The sequence below is a fragment of the Brevundimonas sp. genome (assembly GCF_023259385.1).
Taxonomy (GTDB): Bacteria; Pseudomonadota; Alphaproteobacteria; order Caulobacterales; family Caulobacteraceae; genus Brevundimonas.
In genome coordinates, this window is sequence record NZ_JAHFPF010000004.1 from 16,865 (window position 1) to 34,010 (window position 17,146).

Genomic DNA, 17,146 nt, shown 5'->3' on the forward strand with positions numbered 1-17,146 from the left:
AATGAACATCTCACGCTTCTTTATCGACAGGCCGATCTTCGCGGCCGTGATCGCGGTGTTCATCACCCTGATCGGCGTCTTCGCCTATCCGCTGCTGCCCCTATCGCAGTATCCGGAGATCGCGCCGCCGACGATCACCATCAACGCCTCCTATCCCGGCGCCTCGGCCGAAACCCTGGCCGAGACCGTCGCCGCGCCCATCGAACAAGAGGTCAACGGCGTCGAGGGCATGCTGTATCTGTCCTCCTCGTCCACCTCGGACGGGGTGGCGTCGATCACCGTGACCTTCCAGCCGGGCACCGACCTGGACGCCGCGCAGGTGCTGGTCCAGAACCGGGTGGCCCTGGCCGAACCCCGCCTCCCTGAACAGGTCCGCCAGACCGGCGTGGTCGTGAACAAGCAGGAGAGCGGCTTCCTGATGATCCTGGGGCTGACCTCCCCGGACAAGTCGCTGGATAACGATTACGTCGGCAACTACGCCAACTCGACGCTGCGGGACCGCCTGCTGCGCCTCGAAGGCGTGGGCACCGTCCAGATCTTCGGCGGCGGCAACTATTCGATGCGGGTCTGGATCGACCCGTCCAAGGCCGCCGAACGCGGCCTGACCGGTCCGGACATCATCGCCGCCCTGCGCGCCCAGAACGTGCAAGCCGCGGCCGGCGCCATCGGCCAGCCGCCCTTCCCCACCAACGCCGCGGCCTTCCAGCTGCCGGTGCAGGTGCAGGGCCGTCTCAGCGATCCTGATCAGTTCTCAAACATCGTCATCAAGACGGATGCTCAAGGCCGCGTGACCCGCGTCCGCGACGTCGCTCGGGTCGAGCTGGGCGCCCAGGACTACGGCATCCGCGGCTTCTTCGACGGCGAGCGCGGCGTCGGCATCGCCATCGTGCAGCAGCCGGGCGCCAATGCGCTGGGCACCGCCGAGCGCGTGATGGCCGAGATGGAGGCCGTGAAGGCCGAACTGCCGCAAGGCATGGACCTTTCCGTCGCCTACAACCCGACGGAGTTCGTCGCGGCCTCGGTCGAGTCCGTGCAGCACACCCTGTTCGAAGCCGTGATCCTGGTCGTGCTGGTGGTCATCGTCTTCCTGCAGACCTGGCGGGCGGCGATCATTCCGATCGTGGCCATCCCGGTGGCGCTGGTGGCGACCTTCGCCGTCCAGCTGATGCTGGGTTACTCGATCAACTCGCTGAGCCTGTTCGCCCTGGTCCTCGCGGTCGGCATCGTCGTCGATGACGCCATCGTCGTGGTCGAGAACGTGGAACGCTACATCCGCGAGGGACTGACGCCCAAGGAAGCCGCCTACCGCTCCATGCAGGAGGTTTCCGGCGCGCTGATCTCGATCGGCCTGGTGCTGGTCTCGGTGTTCGTGCCGACCATGTTCGTGCCGGGCATCCCGGGCATCTTCTATCGCGAGTTCGCCATCGTCATCACCACGGCTTCGGTCGTGTCGCTGCTGGTGTCGCTGACGCTGTCGCCGGCCATGGCCGCGCTGCTGCTGAAGCCGCACAAGGAGCATGACACGCATCGCAAGCCGGGCGTGTGGGGTTCGGTGACCTATTACGGCGGTTACGCCGGGCGGAAGTTCAACGAGGGCTTCGACTGGCTGTCGGACAAGTACGGCCGCCTGACCGCCCGCCTGGTGCGGACCGTCGGCATCGTGCTGATCGTCTATGTCGCCCTGCTGGGCCTGACCGGCTGGCGCCTGATGGACACCCCGTCCGGCTTCATCCCCGAGCAGGACCAGGGCTTCCTGATCGGCGTCATCCAGCTGCCCCCGGGCGCCTCGCTGGAGCGCACCGAGGCGGTCATGCGCCGGGCCTCGGATACGATCAAGAAGACCGAGGGCGTGGAAGGCCTTGTCGCCTTCGCCGGCCTGGACGGCTCCAGCTTCTCGTTCGGCTCCAACTCGGCGACCATCTTCGTTCGACTGGACGCCTTCGATGAGCGCAAGAGCGCCGAGCAAAGCGCCGCGGCCCTGGCCGGCGCCATCACCGGCGCGACCATGGGCATCGAGGACGCCAACATCTTCGTCATCGCCCCGCCCGCGGTTCAGGGTCTGGGCAACGGCAACGGCTTCCAGATGATGGTGCAGGACCGCACCGGCGCGGGCTACCGCCCGCTGGAAGGCGCGACCTTCGCCATGATGGGCGCCGCCGCCCAGGCGCCGGACCAGGTGCAGCAGGTCTTCTCGACCTACAACACCGGTTCGCCGCGCATCGCCGCCGACGTCGATCGCGACAAGGCGCTGATGATGGGGGTGCAGCCGTCGGACGTGTTCAACACGCTGGGCGTCTATCTCGGCTCGTCCTACGTCAACGACTTCAACTATCTGGGCCGCACCTTCCGGGTGACGGCGCAGGCGGAACCGACGTCGCGTGACGACATCGCCGACATCGCCAACCTGAAGACGCGTTCGGCCACCGGCGCCATGGTGCCGATCGGTTCGGTCGCCAACCTTCGCGAAGACTCCGGCCCGTCGCGGATCGTGCGCTACAACCTGTTCCCGGCTTCCGAGCTTCAGGGGCAGGCCGCGGCGGGCGTCTCGTCCGGCCAGGCGATCGCGAGCATGGAGCAGCTGGCCGAGGCCACCCTGCCTCCGGGCTTCTCGTACGAATGGACCGGCCTGGCGCTGCAAGAGAAGCAGTCGGCGGGCGGGGCGACCGTGGTGTTCATCATGGCTGTGATCTTCGTCTTCCTGGTGCTGGCGGCCCAGTACGAGGCCTTCACGCTTCCCATGGCGGTCGTGCTCATCGTTCCGATGTGCATCCTGGCGGCCATGATCGGGATCAACATCCGGGGACTGGACAACAACATCCTGGTCCAGATCGGGTTGGTGGTGCTGATCGCGCTCGCGGCCAAGAACGCCATCCTGATCGTGGAGTTCGCCAAACAGGCCGAGGACGAGGGACTGAACCGCTGGGACGCCGCCGTCCGGGCTGCCCAGACCCGCCTGCGTCCGATCCTGATGACCTCGTTCGCCTTCATCTTCGGCGTAGTGCCGCTGATGCTGGCGACCGGCGCCGGCGCCGAAATGCGCCAGTCGCTGGGCACCGCGGTCTTCTCCGGCATGCTGGGCGTGACCTTCTTCGGCCTGATCTTCACGCCCGTCTTCTACGTCGTGATGCGGTGGGTGGCCTCCAAGCTGCCCGGCGCGCCGCAGAAGGAGCGCGAGATCCCCACCACCGGCGGCCTGCCGCCGCATGAAGCCGAGCCCGCCACTCCGCGGCTGGGAGACGCCTGATGATGACCCTGAAACCCTCTCTCCGGTTCCTGACCGCAACCGCCGGAGCCAGCCTTCTGCTGGCCTCGTGCGCGGTCGGGCCGAAGGCGCCTGACGCTACCCTTCCCCCCTCAGCGTCGGGCGCCTTCATCGGGGCCGCCTCACCGGCGGTCTCGGCCAACACCACAGCCCGCGACGACTGGTGGCGGCTGTACAACGACCCGGTCCTGGACGGCCTGGTCGGCGAGGCCCTGGCCAACAACAACGAGCTGGAGGCCGCGGCCGCCAACCTGCGTCGCGTTCGTGCGGCGCTGGGCGAGGCTCGGGTCGGCCGGTTCCCGTCGACGACGACCTCGGCCGGCGTGACCACCGGCCGCCCTTCGGCCGCCACCGTGCCCGGCCTGCCCGCCGGGACCGAGGCGCCCGAGTCCGACACCTACAGCGCCGGTCTGGACGTCTCCTACGAGGTCGACCTGTTCGGCCGCGTGGAGTCGACCATCCGCGCCGCCCGCGCCGACGCTTCCGCCGCCGAGGCCGCACTGAATGTGGTGCGCGTCACGGTCGCGGCCGAAACGGCCCGGGCCTATGCCGACGCCTGCTCGGGCAACGCCCAGATCGCGGTGGCAGAGCGGACCATCACGCTGCAGACCGATACCGTCGGCCTGACCCAGCGTCTGCTGGACGCCGGTTCGGGCAACGGACTGGACGTGGCCCGCGCCCGCTCGGCGCTGGAGTCGACCCGTTCGACCCTGCCGCCCCTGCGGGCTCAGCGGGACGGCGCCCTGTTCCGTCTGGCCACCCTGACCGGGCGCACCCCGGCGGAGACCAGCGAAGCGGCCCGGGCGTGCGCGGCGCCGCCGCAACTGACCCAGCCGATCCCGGTCGGCGACGGCGCGGCCATGCTGGCGCGGCGTCCCGACGTCCGTCAGGCGGAGCGCAACCTGGCCGCCGCGGCGGCGCGGGTGAACGTGGCCACCGCCGACCTGTACCCGCGCATCACCCTGGGCGGTTCGGCCGGGGCGACGGCGCTGGACGCGAGCGGCCTGGGCGACAACGAGAACTTCCGCTTCTCGGTGGGTCCGCTGATCAGCTGGTCGTTCCCGAACGTGTTCGCCGCCCGCGCGCGGATCGAACAGGCGGGCGCCTCCTCGGACGCCGCCCTGGCGACGTTCGACCAGACGGTGCTGGTCGCGCTTCAGGAGACGGAGACGGCCCTGGCCAACTACGCCAACGAGCTGGACCGCCGGTCGGCCCTGCAGTCGGCGCGGGACCAGGCCGCCAACGCCGCCCGCCTGTCGCGCCTGCGCTTCGACGCCGGCGCCGACAGCTTCCTGACGGTGCTGGACTCCGAACGGACCCTGGCCGCCGCCGACGCCCAGCTGGCGTCGTCGAGCGCGCTGGTCACCACCTACCAGATCGCCCTGTTCAAGGCGCTGGCCGGCGGCTGGACCAACGAGGGCTGAGGCTTTCGGACCAGAGTTGGAATGACGAAGGGGAGGCTGGAAACAGCCTCCCCTTTTTCGTGGGCGTGATGTCTCCCCTTTTTCGTGTCTTCAGCGCAGTTCTACGGTCACGTGCCGAAGTTCGTGCACCGGGGTCAGACGGCGATGGATCTCGGAGATGTCCAGCCCGCCGGAGACGACGACGCTGACGATAGCGGCATGGGCGTCAGGACCAATCTTCCAGACATGGAGGTCCGCGATGCGGGCGTCGCCGGGAGTCTCGATCATCTCTCGAACCTCTTCGGCGACATGATCATCGGTGCGGTCCAGCAGGACAGCAGCCGTGTCACGCATCAGGCTCCAGGACCAGCGGGCGATGACCACGGCTCCGACAACCCCCATCGCCGGATCCATCCACCGCCAGCCGAGGAAGAGGCCCGCGAATAGGGCGGCGATCGCCAGCACCGACGTCAGGGCGTCGGCTAGGACATGGAAGTAAGCCGAGCGCAGGTTGTTGTCCCCACCGTGGGCGTGGTGATCGTGAGCATGATGGTCATGCCCGTGATGATGGTGATGGCCACCTCCGGACAGCAGCAGGGCGCTGACCAGATTGACCGCCAGCCCCGCGACGGCGACCAGAATCGCCTCACCGAAGGCCACGGCGGCGGGATCGAACAGGCGGCGCACGGACTCTACCGCGATGCCCAGCGCCACCAGCCCCAGCACCAGAGCCGAAGCGAAGCCCGCCAGGTCTCCAACCTTGCCTGTGCCAAAGCTGTACCGGCGATCATCGGCATGACGGCGGGCGTAGCCGTAGGCGATGGCCGCCACACCGAGCGCTCCGGCATGGGTGGCCATGTGGAAACCGTCAGCCAACAGGGCCATCGAGCCGGTGACGTACCCAGCGACGATCTCCCCCACCATCATCAGCGCCGTCAGAGCCACCACCCATAGCGTGCGCCGGGCGTTGCGGTCGTGCGCTTCGCCGAGAAAGACATGCGGATGGGCATGGCCCTCAACGGACAGGTCGGCATCGGTCATTTGTAGCGTCCCAGAATGGCGACCAGTTCGTCGGCGCCGCGACGGCGGGCGGCCTCGTCCAGCCCCGGCGCGGCCACATGGTGTTCGAGATGGTCGATGATCAGCACCTCCACCAGCCCGCCCAACGCGCCTCGAACCGCTGCGGCCTGCTGGAGCACGGCGGCGCAATCGATATCGGCTTCGATCGCTTTTTCCAGCGCGGCGACCTGACCGGCGATGCGGCGGATGCGGGCGCGGAGCTTTGGCTTGTCGGCGGTCAGATGGCTCATAAATACTCCCCTAGAGTATAAGCTGACCAAGAGTCGACCCAGGCTCCGAACAGCAGAACGCCCCGCCGATAGCTCGACGGGGCGCTTGATCTTTCGGAGGGCTCCTTCGTTAGGCCCGCTTCGCCTTCACCGCCGACGCCTCTTCGCGCGGCAGCACGTGGCGGAAGTGGGTGACCGCGACCGGCCAGGTCTCCAGCAGGCGGCGGGCCAGCGGGGAGCCGGTCTCGACCGCGTGGCGGGTCACCAACTCATGCAGGCGTTGCCCCGCCTCGCCCATGACCACGCCGGTGACAACCGAGGCGCCGCTGAGGCGCTGGTGGGCCGTGCCTTCGGGATCATGGATGAAGGCCTCGCCGCCGCTCATGCCCGCGCCGAAATTCCAGCCGGTCGAGCCCAGCACCACGACGGCGCCGCCGGTCATGTATTCGCAGCCGTGGGCGCCGACGCCCTCGACCACCGCCGTGGCGCCCGAGTTGCGGACGGCGAACCGCTCGCCCGCCGCGCCCGCCGCGAACAGCTTGCCCGAGGTGGCGCCGTACAGGCAGGTGTTGCCGATGACCGCCGCCCCCGCCGCCCATGACGGGGGCCGGACGATGATCTCGGCGCCCGACAGGCCCTTGCCGACATAGTCGTTGGCTTCGCCGTCCAGGATAATGCGAAGTCCCTTCATGCCCCAGGCCGCCAACGATTGCCCGGCCGCGCCGCGCAGGTTGAGGGTCAGGTGGCCGTCGGGCAGGTCGGAGCCGTACGTCCGCACGATGTGGGATGAGATACGGGCGCCGATGGTGCGCTGGGTGTTGGCCACCGAATAGGTCAGCTGCATCTTCTCGCGCCGCGCCAGGAAGGGCTCGGCGTCCAGCACGATGCGGGCGTCCAGCGCGTCCGGCACCGGGTTGCGCGGGGCGTCGGCGGGCATGCGCTGATCGCCCTCGCCCACCCGCACCAACAGGGGGTTGAGGTCCAGGTCGTCCAGCTGGGCTCCGCCACGCGACACCTGACGCAGCAGGTCGGTACGGCCCACCGCCTCGTCCAGCGAGCGCAGGCCCAGCGAGGCCAGGATCTCGCGCGTCTCCTCGGCGATGAAGCTGAACAGGTTCACGACCTTGTCCGCCGTGCCGGTGAACATGGCGCGCAGCCGTTCGTCCTGGACGCAGACCCCGACCGGGCAGGTGTTGGAATGGCACTGGCGCACCATCAGGCAGCCGACCGCGATCAGCGACGCGGTGCCGATGCCGAACTCCTCGGCGCCCAGCATGGCGGCGACGACGACGTCGCGTCCGGTCTTGATGCCGCCGTCGGTGCGCAGGCGGACGTGACCGCGCAGGCCGTTCAGGCTGAGCACCTGATGCGCCTCGGACAGGCCCAGTTCCCACGGCATGCCCGCGTGCTTGATCGAGCCCATGGCCGACGCGCCGGTGCCGCCGTTGTGGCCGGCGACCAGGATGATGTCGGCCTTGGCCTTGGCCACGCCCGCGGCCACCGCGCCGATGCCCGACGAGGCCACCAGCTTGACCGTCACCCGGGCGACCGGATTGATCTGCTTCAGGTCGTAGATGAGCTGGGCCAGGTCCTCGATCGAATAGATGTCGTGGTGTGGGGGCGGCGAGATCAGACCCACGCCCGGCGTCGAATGGCGCATGCGGGCGATGAATTCGGTGACCTTGAAGCCGGGCAGCTGGCCGCCCTCGCCGGGCTTGGCGCCCTGGGCCACCTTGATCTCGATCTCGCGGCACTGGTTCAGATATTCGGCGGTGACGCCGAAGCGGCCCGAGGCGATCTGCTTGACCGCCGAGTTCGGATTATCGCCGTTCGGGCGGGGGCGGTAGCGCTCCGGGTCCTCGCCGCCCTCGCCCGAGACCGAGCGCGCGCCGATGCGGTTCATGGCGATGTTCAGCGTCTCGTGCGCCTCGGGCGACAGGGCGCCCAGGGACATGCCGGGAGTGACGAAGCGCTTGCGGATCTCGTTGACGCTCTCGACCTCCTCGACCGGGATCGGCAGGGCCTCGCGGAAGTCCAGCAGGTCGCGCAGGGCCGTGGCGGGCAGGTCGCGGGCCCGGCGGCTGTAGGCCTTGAAGCGCTTGTAGTCGCCGCGCGTGGTGGCGTCCTGCAGGCGGTGGATCATCTCCGCGTCCCAGGCGTGGGTCTCCTCCCCTGCCCGAATACGGTGGGCGCCGCCGATGCGCAGGCGGGCCTTATCAGCGGAGAAGCCGCGCTGCGCCTTGGCCACCGACGACTGCTCGATACCCGCCAGACCCACGCCCGAGATGCGCGAGGTCATGCCGGGGAAGAATTCGGCCACCAGGGCGCGCGACAAGCCCAGGGCCTCGAACTCGCAGGCGCCGCGATAGGCCGAAATGACCGAGATGCCCTTCTTGGCCAGGATCTTCATCAGGCCCGCCTCGACGGCGGCCTTGTGGTTCAGGCAGGCGTCGCGCAGCGTCAGGCCGGGATAGCGCCCGCCTTCCAGCCGCTCCAGGAAGGTCTCCTGCGCCAGCCAGGCGTTGACCGCCGTGGCGCCGCAGCCGACCAGGACGGCGAAGGCGTGGGCGTCGATGGCCTCGGCCGAGCGCACGACCAGCGAGCAGAAGGTGCGCAGCCCCTCGTCGACCAGACGGCCATGCACCGCCGCCGTGGCCAGGATCATCGGGATGAGCGGCCGGTCCTCGCCCGCCCGCTCGTCGGTCAGGACGATCAGACCCGCGCCGCCCCGGGCCGCCGCCACCGCCTCGTCGCGGATGCGGTCCAGCGCGCCCTGCAGGGCCAGGCCCGCGCGGTCGTCCTCGGGCGGCGCGGCGAAGGTGCAGTCGATCACCGTGGTCGCGCCGGCGCCGACGACATCGAGCATCCGCTCGTACATGCCGTTGGTCAGCACCGGGCTGTCCAGCACGAAGACCTTCGTCTGGGTCTCGTCCTGGGCGAGGATGTTGCCCAGGTTCTTGAACCGGGTCCGCAGGCTCATCGCGCCCGCCTCGCGCAGGGAATCGATGGGCGGGTTGGTGACCTGGGCGAAGGCCTGGCGGAAGTAGTGGGCGAAGGGCCGCGACTGTTCCGACAGCACCGCCGGCGGGGCGTCGTCGCCCATGGAGCCGACCGCCTCCTTGCCCTCGCCCGCCATGGGGTCGAGCAGGGATTCGATGTCTTCCTGGGTCCAGCCGACGGCGGCCTGGAAGCGGGTCAGCGCCTCGCCCGACAGCTTGCGCGGCTCCGGGCCGGGGCCGACCTCGGGCTCCAGCTCGACCATATTGGCCAGCCATTCGCGATAGGGATGCTGGGCTGCCAAGCGGTCGATGGTCTGGGTCTCGTCGTAGAGTTCGCCCGCTTCCAGATCGACGGCGATCATGCGGCCGCCGCCGATGTGCAGGCGGCGCGCGATCCGCTCGTCCGGCACGCCGGTCATGCCCGCCTCGGAGCCGCAGATCAGCAGGCCGTCCACGGTCTCGGCGACGCGCAGGGGACGCAGGCCGTTGCGGTCCTTGCCCGCCACCACCCAGCGGCCGTCGGTGGCGCAGATCGCCGCCGGGCCGTCCCACGGCTCCATGACCGAGTTGCAGTAGGCGTAGAGGGCGCGGTGATCGTCCGAGATCACGCCCTCGATCGGCGCCTCGGGGATCAGCAGGGCCTTGACCATGGGCGCGGGACGGCCGGCGCGGACCAGCACCTCGAAGACATTATCGAGCGCGGCGGAGTCGGAGCCGCCGGCCTGGATGACGGGCTTCACAGTCGCGTCGTCGGCCCCGAAGGCCTCGGCGGTCATGCGGATCTCGTGGCTGCGCATCCAGTTGGCGTTGCCGCGCAGGGTGTTGATCTCGCCGTTGTGGGCCAGCATCCGGAACGGCTGGGCCAGCCGCCATTCGGGGAAGGTGTTGGTCGAATAGCGCTGGTGGAACAGGGCGACGTTGGCCTCGACCCGGGGATCGGTCAGGTCGGGGTAGAAGTCCCCCAACGCCTCGGCCAGCATCATCCCCTTGTAGATCACCGACCGCGCCGACAGGGAGCAGACGTAGAAATGCTGCAGCCCCGCCGCCGTGGCGCGCGCCTCGATGCGGCGGCGCAGCAGGTAAAGGGCGCGTTCCAGATCCTCGCCCTCCAGCCCGTCGGGGGCGCTGAGCATGATCTGTTCGATCTCGGGCCGGGTGGCGGCGGCGCGCTGGCCCAGCACTTCGGCGCGGTGCGGCACCTGACGCCAGCCGTACAGCCAGAAGCCGGCGGCCATGACCTCGCGCTCGACGATGGTGCGGGCCTGCTCCTGCGCGCCCAGATCGACGCGCGGCAGGAAGACCATGCCGACGGCGATGGGGCCGGGACGCGGCTCATGGCCGGCGTCGCGCACCTGGGCCTCGAAGAAGGCGCGCGGCAGGCCGATCAGGATGCCCGCGCCGTCGCCGGACTTGCCGTCGGCGTCCACGGCGCCCCGGTGCCAGATGGCCGACAGGGCCTTCAGCGCCAGATCGACGACCTCGCGGCGCGGCTGGCCGTCGATGGCGGCGACCAGGCCGACGCCGCAGGCGTCGCGCTCGGACGCGGGATCGTAGGCGTGGGCATCGACCAGCTTTTGCCGATCGGCTTCATATTGAACGGGATCAAAGGTCACGCAGCAGCCCTCCGGCGCGAGGACAGCCAGGTATCGATTTCAGCGGCCGCATCCTGACCGTCGCGGACGGCCCAGACGACCAGCGAGGCGCCGCGCACGATGTCGCCAGCGGCGAACACCCCCTCCAGCGTCGTCGCCTTGGTGTGGCCCGCCGTGCGGATGGTGCGCCAGTCCGTCAGGGCCAGATCGGGTTCCTGGAACAGGGCCGGCATGTCCTCGGGCTCGAAGCCCAGCGCCTCGATCACCAGGTCGGCGGGCAGGTCGAACTCTCCGCCCGGGACCGGCTCGACCGACCAGCGGCCGTCGGCGGACTGGGCCGCCAGCGCCATGCGCTGGGCGCGCACGCCGGTGACGCCCGAGGCGCCGCCCAGCACGGCGCGGGGGGCGGCCAACCATTCGAAGACCACACCCTCCTCCTCGGCGTTCTGGGTCTCGCGCGCGCTGCCCGGCATGTTCTCGCGGTCGCGGCGGTACAGGCAGGTGACCGAGGTCGCGCCCTGACGGACGGCGGTGCGGACGCAGTCCATGGCGGTGTCGCCGCCGCCGATGACGACCACCTTCTTGCCCGCCGCGTTCAGCAGGCCGTCATCGAAGGCGGGCACGGCGTCGCCGAAGCCTTTGCGGTTCGAGGCGATCAGATAGTCGAGCGCCGCCACCACGCCGTCGGAGCCGCAGCCCGGGGCGGTCAGGCGGCGCGCCTGATAGACGCCGGTCGCGACCAGCACCGCGTCATGGGCCGCGCGCACCTCGGCGAAGGGTAGGGTCCCGCCGACATCGACACCCAGCCGGAACTCGACGCCGCCGTCGATCAGGCGGTCCACCCGACGCCCGACGACATGCTTCTCCAGCTTGAAACCGGGGATGCCGTAGGTCAGCAGGCCGCCCGCGCGGTCGTGCCGGTCATAGACGGTGACCGTATAGCCCGCCGAGCGCAGCCGGTCCGCCGCCGCCATGCCCGCGGGGCCCGCGCCGACGATGCCGACCGACTGGCCCTTCTCGGCGCGCGGGCGGATCGGATCGACCCAGCCGTTCTCGAACGCCATGTCGCCCAGCCAACGCTCGACCGAGCCGATGGTGACCGTCTCCCAGCCCGACTGTTCCAGCGTGCAGGAGCCTTCGCACAGCCGGTCCTGCGGACAGATGCGGCCGCAGATCTCGGGCAGGGTCGAGGTGGCCTCGGACAGACGCCAGGCTTCCTCCGCGCGGCCCTCGGCGGCCAGCCTCAGCCAGTCGGGAATGTTGTTCTGCAGCGGACAGCCGGACTGGCAGAAGGGCACGCCGCACTGGGCGCAACGGCCGGCCTGGCCCTTGCCGGCCTCGGGGGCGAAATTGGCGTAGATCTCGGCGTGATCCTGCACGCGGTCAGCGGCCGGCGTCTTGGCCGGTCCTGTCCTGGGGACGACAACGAAAGTCTGGTTCACGGACGCCAAGGCAAGCCCTCTTCGCAACTGCACAAGTTGTAGGGTCTTTGGAAAGGGCGCGCAATTTCCATCCGGATTGTGCGCGAAAGGATGAGCTTCAGGAAAAGACAAACCGGCAAGTCCTGCCAAGAAGGCAAGACCTTGCCGGTCGCGGTCGGACGGGAGGGGCGTCCGGAGGTCTAGAAGAGGAATTTGATCGTCGCGACGGCGCGATCGTCCGCCAGCGGCGTGTCGACGTCCGCGCCGTGGTAGCGGCCGTCGAGGATGATCTTGTCCGTGATGGCGTAGGCCACCCCGGCGTTCCACGTCGTGTAGTCGTCGCTCACGTCCAGCGCCTGGTAGCCGACCGCGCCGCTGACGGTCCATTTGGGCGCCGGGGTGAAGCTGGCGTTGGCCTCGACATAGGTGGCCTCCTCGTCCGCGCCGAAGAAGTCCGGCGAGAAGTAGACGGCGGCGCCCAGGGTCACCGGACCGACAGCCCGCGAGGCGGCGGCCTTGACCTCCAGATAGTCGTAGGCGTTGTCGCGGCCGGCGCCGGCGTAGAGATAGCCGATCACTCCGACGTCGACGGCGAACCCGGCCGCCTCGGTGCGATAGCCGGCGTAGACGTCGACCTCGGCGTCAGTGTCGTCGCCGAAGTCGATGTTGGAGGCCCAGGCCCCGGCGTAGAAGCCGGAGGCGAAGGTCACGTCGACGCCGCCCTGCAGCGCCGGATGCTCGTCGGACTGGCTGAAGCCGCGGAAGACATAGTCGGAGGTCACCGCCACGTTCCAGGCCACCTCGGGCGTCTGGGCCTGGGCGGCGCCGGCGGTAGCGAACAGGGCGGCCGCGGCGGCCGCGCTAGCGAAGGCGAATTTCATAGTCGTATCCCCAATGTTCTCGATGTCGGCACGCGAACGCTTACTGGCGGCCCGGCGCGGGGAGAGAGCCCGCGCCGGGGCACACGGGATCAGACGGACTCCAGCGCCTCGCCGTGGAGGTGGGTGTCCAGCCCTTCTTCTTCCGCCGCCGGGCTGACGCGCAGGCCGGTGGTGAACTTGCAGATGATCAGGACGACCAGGGTGCCCACCGCGCTGTAGGCGATGGTCCAGCCCAGGCCGATCAGCTGGGTCATGACATTGGCCCCGTCCGACAGGCTGTTGATCGCGGTGGAGGCGAACACGCCGGTCAGCAGGGCCCCGGCCAGACCGCCCGCGCCGTGGATGCCGAAGGCGTCCAGGCTGTCGTCGTAGCGGAGCAGCTTCTTGATCCAGACCGAGGAGGCGTAGCAGACCGGACCGGCGATCAGGCCGATCAGGACGGCGCCCTTGGGATCCACGAAGCCGGCGGCCGGGGTGATGGCGACCAGGCCGGCGACGATGCCGGACAGCACGCCGATCAGCGACGCCTTCTTCTTCTCGATGACCTCGACGATCTTCCAGGTGATGGAGGCGGCCGCGGCGGCCAGGATGGTGTTGATCAGGGCCACGCCCGCCAGGGCGTTGGCGCCGCCCGCCGAACCGGCGTTGAAGCCGATCCAGCCGACCAGCAGCAGGGAGGCGCCGATCATGGTCAGCACCGGATTGTGCGCCACGATCGGCTCCTTGCCGTAGCCCTTGCGGGCCCCGAGGAAGAGGGCGCAGACCAGACCGGCCACGCCGGAGTTGACGTGCACCACCGCGCCGCCGGCGAAGTCCAGCACCCCGGCCGAGCCGAGGAAGCCGCCGCCCCACACCCAGTGGGCGATGGGCGCATAGACCAACAGCGACCAGAGCGCCGTGAACAGCAGCAGACCGGTGTACTTCAGCCGTTCGGCGAAGGCGCCGGTGACCAGGGCCGGGGTGATGATGGCGAAGGTCAGCTGGAAGGACAGGAAGACGAACTCGGGAATGCCCGGCAGCAGGCTGTGCGCCGTCTCCATGCCCACGCCGTTCAGGAAGACGGCCTCGAAGCCGCCGACGAACTGGTTGACGGTGTCGGCCGGATAGCCGCCCAGGCCGCCCGCCTTGCCGAAGGCGATGGAATAGCCGGCGATGAACCACACCAGGGTCGCCACGGCGAAGACGCCGACGGACTGGGTGATGGTCGCGATCACGTTCTTGCGGCGCACCATGCCGCCGTAGAAGAGCGCCAGACCCGGCAGGGTCATGAGCAGAACGAGGGCCGTCGAGGTGGACAGCCAGGCCGTACCGGCGCCGTCCAGTTCCAGTGGAACCTGGTGCCCGAGAAGCGCGGGCGCCGCCTGGGCCCCCGTCGCGATCACCATGGTCAAAAGGCCGAGCCCAAGAGCCAGGCCGTTGCGAAGTCGAGTCATCTCAATCCCCCAAAAGGACGCCGTTACGCATTTGCGAACTGTTTACCGCACTTGCGAGATACGCAAGTGGGCGGAGGAAGATTCAGGGAAATTTGTTGCGCCCGTAGCGCACCTGAATCCGACATCGGCATTACTGGTGCTTAAATGATGATGATAAGGGACAAAATTACTCACTCTGCAGCCACGCTTGACAATTCGCAGTCGCAGCATTTTTGGGGGATTGACGACAGCGGCCGCGTTCGTCACCGTAAGGACACTCATCAAGACCGGCTGAGGGATAGGCCCTTTGACGCCGGGGCAACCTACCCAGGATCCACCCGATCCTTGGAAAGGTGCCAACTCCTGCGAGGCCTCTTCGGAAGCCGCGAGAGATGAGTGAAGCGACAGGACCCTTGCGGGTCCGACGGACTTCACGGGTCTTTCGTCACAGGTGTTGGTTCGCCCCATCGGTTTCGCTGAGCGGAACCGGAGCGGACAGTGGCGTCCACCGAATGGATCATCGACGAGGCTCCCGGCCGTGACGTGACGGCCGTGATTCCGGCCGACTTCCGGCTGGCCTCGGGCGAGCGTCTGGCGGCGGACACCCTGACGGGACGCCTGCACGGCCCCACGGAGGGTCCTCTGGTGGTGGTCGCCGGCGGCATCTCCAGCGGCCGCTTCGCCGCCAACTGGTGGTCGTGGGCCGTCCGTCACGGCGGCCCCATCGACCTGGACCGCGCCCGCGTGCTGGCCTTCGACCTGCTGCCCGGCAAGACGGATCCGGGCGTCACCATCACCACCGCCGATCAGGCCCGCCTGCTGGTCCTGCTGCTGGACGCGCTGGAGGAGCCGCGCATCGACGCCTTCGTCGGCGCCTCTTACGGCGGCTGCATCGGACTGGCCTTCGCGGCGGACTTCCCCGAGCGGATCGGCGAGCTGGTGGTCATCTCCGCCGCCCACCGCGCCCATCCCGCCGCCACCGCCTGGCGCGGAGTGCAGCGCCGCGTGCTGGCCTTCGCCCGCGACTGCGGCCGCGAGGCGGAGGGCGTTTCACTGGCCCGCGAGCTGGCCATGACCACCTATCGCACCGCCGACGAGTTCGACTGGCGCTTCGCCGGAACGGCCCCGGCGCAGGCCGGCGGCCCCTACCCCGTCTGCGACTATCTGATCGCCCGCGGCGCCGACTACGCCGAGGCCACCAGCGCCGACCGCTGGATCTCGCTGTCGGACTCGCTGGACCGCCACGCGGTCGCGCCCGAGGCGGTGACCTGCCCCCTGACCCTGCTCGGCTTCACCAGCGACCGCCTGGTGCCGATCGAGGACCTGCGCGACCTGGCCGGCCGCGCCCCCGCCCTGCGCCGCTTCGGCGAGGCCGGCTCCATCTTCGGTCACGACGCCTTCCTGAAGGAGCGCGAGCTGGTCGGCCGCACGCTCCACGACGCCCTCTCTCCCCTGTACGCCCGCCAGCCCCGCGAGATCGCCGCATGACCTGTTCCAGTGAAGCCCACCCCTGTACGACCGCCGCCCGGCACGGCGTGAACAACGATCCGGCGCACGGGGCGGTGATGCCGCCGTTGTACCTGTCCTCGAACTACAGCTTCGACGGGCTCGATGGGAAACGGAAGTACGACTACACGCGCTCGGGCAATCCGACCCGGGACGTGCTGGGCGAAACCCTGGCGAAACTGGAAGGCGGCGTCGGCGCGGTGGTGACCGCGACGGGCATGGCCGCGGTGGACCTGGCCCTGTTCTCGCTGGAGCCCGGCGACCTGCTGCTGGCCCCGCACGACCTCTACGGCGGCACCCACCGCCTGCTGTGCGCCCGGGCGCGCCGCAACCATTTCGACGTCCAGTTCGTCGACCAGAACGACCGCGAGGCGCTGGACGCCGCCTTCGCCCTGAACCCCAAGCTGATCCTGATCGAGACGCCCTCGAACCCGCTGATGCGCGTCGTCGACGTGGCGGACATCTGCGCCCGCGCCCACGCCGTCGGCTGCAAGGCGGCGGTGGACAACACCTTCCTGTCGCCGGCCCTGCAGAACCCCATCGCCCTGGGCGCCGACCTGGTGATCCACTCGACCACCAAGTACATCAACGGCCACTCCGACGTGGTCGGGGGCTGCGTGGTGGCCAAGGATCAGGCCGACCTGGAGCAGCTGACCTGGTGGGCCAACTGCCTGGGCGTCACCGGCTCGCCCTTCGACGCCTATCTGACCCTGCGCGGCGTGCGCACCCTGTTCGCCCGGGTCGAGCGTCAGCAGGCCACGGCGGGCCGCGTCGCCGAATGGCTGGAAGCCCATCCGGCGGTGAAGACCGTCAACTATCCGGGTCTGAAGAGCCATCCCGGCCATGAGATCGCCTCGCGCCAGCAGAAGGGCTTCGGCGCCATGCTGAGCTTCGAGCTGGCCGACCTGGACGCGGTGCGGACCTTCGTCGACCAGCTGGAGGTCTTCACCCTGGCGGAGTCGCTGGGCGGGGTCGAAAGCCTGATCGCCCACCCGACCCTGATGACCCACGCGGCCATGACGCCGGAAGCGCGCCTGACGGCGGGCATCACCGACGGCCTGCTGCGCCTGTCGATCGGGCTGGAGCATCCGGAAGACCTGCTGGCCGACCTGTCGGCCGCGCTGGACGCCGTCCTGGTCGCCTCTCCGCTGGAAGCCGAGGCCGCCTGATGACCGCCGCCTCCCTGCCGCTTCCCCGCCCCGCCGCCGGGGCGGACGCCGTCCCGCATGGCGCCGAGGAACCCGTCGCCCTGCTCCAGCTCGACGTCGCCGACGCGGCCGAGGCCGCCAGCGCGGTCTATCGCGAAGTGCGGCGTGGACGCCGGGTCGTGGCCGTCGCCTCGGGCGCCGCGGACGCCGCCGCCCGCCTGGCCGCCGCCCTG

General features: G+C 69.7%; 11 protein-coding genes and 1 riboswitch. Of the genes, 5 read left to right on the forward strand and 6 right to left on the reverse strand.

Features of this window, described 5'->3' with window-relative positions; translation table 11 throughout:
- Nucleotide 1: 1 nt before the first annotated feature.
- Nucleotides 2-3,244: an efflux RND transporter permease subunit gene (locus Q0C81_RS00490; protein ID WP_291832234.1), complete on the forward strand. Its 3,243-nt coding sequence runs from the start codon at nucleotides 2-4 to the stop codon at nucleotides 3,242-3,244.
- Nucleotides 3,244-4,686 (forward strand): efflux transporter outer membrane subunit, encoded by a 1,443-nt coding sequence (locus Q0C81_RS00495; protein ID WP_291832235.1) that lies wholly within the window; start codon nucleotides 3,244-3,246, stop codon nucleotides 4,684-4,686. Before Q0C81_RS00490 ends, Q0C81_RS00495 begins: the two co-directional genes overlap by 1 nt.
- Before the next feature lie 90 nt (nucleotides 4,687-4,776).
- Here the strand turns inward: Q0C81_RS00495 and dmeF are convergent, their stop codons facing one another.
- The 6 genes from dmeF to Q0C81_RS00525 all read right to left on the reverse strand — a co-directional run bounded on the left by dmeF (nucleotide 4,777) and on the right by Q0C81_RS00525 (nucleotide 14,232).
- Nucleotides 4,777-5,706, reverse strand: a complete 930-nt coding sequence (dmeF, locus tag Q0C81_RS00500; RefSeq protein WP_291832236.1) for a CDF family Co(II)/Ni(II) efflux transporter DmeF — start codon at nucleotides 5,704-5,706, stop codon at nucleotides 4,777-4,779.
- On the reverse strand, nucleotides 5,703-5,975 hold the full coding sequence (locus tag Q0C81_RS00505; RefSeq protein WP_291832237.1) for a metal/formaldehyde-sensitive transcriptional repressor: 273 nt from the start codon (nucleotides 5,973-5,975) through the stop codon (nucleotides 5,703-5,705). Before Q0C81_RS00505 ends, dmeF begins: the two co-directional genes overlap by 4 nt.
- Nucleotides 5,976-6,084: 109 nt before the next feature.
- A complete protein-coding gene (gltB, locus tag Q0C81_RS00510) occupies nucleotides 6,085-10,566 on the reverse strand; it encodes a glutamate synthase large subunit (RefSeq protein ID WP_291832238.1) in 4,482 nt (1,493 codons plus the stop codon).
- Nucleotides 10,563-11,987 (reverse strand): NAD(P)-dependent oxidoreductase, encoded by a 1,425-nt coding sequence (locus Q0C81_RS00515; protein WP_291832239.1) that lies wholly within the window; start codon nucleotides 11,985-11,987, stop codon nucleotides 10,563-10,565. Before Q0C81_RS00515 ends, gltB begins: the two co-directional genes overlap by 4 nt.
- 179 nt (nucleotides 11,988-12,166) lie before the next feature.
- Nucleotides 12,167-12,847 carry a TorF family putative porin gene (locus tag Q0C81_RS00520; protein WP_291832240.1) on the reverse strand — a complete coding sequence of 227 codons (681 nt, stop codon included), beginning with the start codon at nucleotides 12,845-12,847 and terminating at the stop codon, nucleotides 12,167-12,169.
- A gap of 89 nt (nucleotides 12,848-12,936) precedes the next feature.
- Entirely contained in the window at nucleotides 12,937-14,232 is a 1,296-nt protein-coding gene (locus Q0C81_RS00525) for an ammonium transporter (RefSeq protein WP_291832246.1), read from the reverse strand.
- A gap of 302 nt (nucleotides 14,233-14,534) precedes the next feature.
- A riboswitch (SAM riboswitch) is annotated at nucleotides 14,535-14,658 on the forward strand.
- A 99-nt stretch (nucleotides 14,659-14,757) separates the two neighbouring features.
- On the opposite strand from Q0C81_RS00525, the gene Q0C81_RS00530 reads away from it, so the two are divergent.
- The 3 genes from Q0C81_RS00530 to Q0C81_RS00540 form a co-directional block, all read left to right on the forward strand.
- Entirely contained in the window at nucleotides 14,758-15,747 is a 990-nt protein-coding gene (locus Q0C81_RS00530; protein WP_291832241.1) for a homoserine O-succinyltransferase, read from the forward strand.
- A complete protein-coding gene (gene metB / locus Q0C81_RS00535) occupies nucleotides 15,744-16,934 on the forward strand; it encodes a cystathionine gamma-synthase (RefSeq protein WP_291832242.1) in 1,191 nt (396 codons plus the stop codon). Before Q0C81_RS00530 ends, metB begins: the two co-directional genes overlap by 4 nt.
- The coding region (locus Q0C81_RS00540) for a hypothetical protein (protein WP_291832243.1) at nucleotides 16,934-17,146 on the forward strand (213 nt) is incomplete at its 3' end. The genes metB and Q0C81_RS00540, both read left to right, overlap by 1 nt.

Excerpts from the sequence above, each read along its gene's own strand:
- Q0C81_RS00490 (WP_291832234.1), top strand. The coding sequence starts at position 2 with ATGAACATCTCACGCTTCTTTATCGACAGGCCGATCTTCGCGGCCGTG.
- Q0C81_RS00505 (WP_291832237.1), bottom strand. The coding sequence starts at position 5,975 with ATGAGCCATCTGACCGCCGACAAGCCAAAGCTCCGCGCCCGCATCCGC.
- Q0C81_RS00495 (WP_291832235.1), top strand. The coding sequence starts at position 3,244 with ATGATGACCCTGAAACCCTCTCTCCGGTTCCTGACCGCAACCGCCGGA.
- metB (WP_291832242.1), top strand. The coding sequence starts at position 15,744 with ATGACCTGTTCCAGTGAAGCCCACCCCTGTACGACCGCCGCCCGGCAC.
- Q0C81_RS00520 (WP_291832240.1), bottom strand. The coding sequence starts at position 12,847 with ATGAAATTCGCCTTCGCTAGCGCGGCCGCCGCGGCCGCCCTGTTCGCT.
- Q0C81_RS00525 (WP_291832246.1), bottom strand. The coding sequence starts at position 14,232 with ATGGTGATCGCGACGGGGGCCCAGGCGGCGCCCGCGCTTCTCGGGCAC.
- dmeF (WP_291832236.1), bottom strand. The coding sequence starts at position 5,706 with ATGACCGATGCCGACCTGTCCGTTGAGGGCCATGCCCATCCGCATGTC.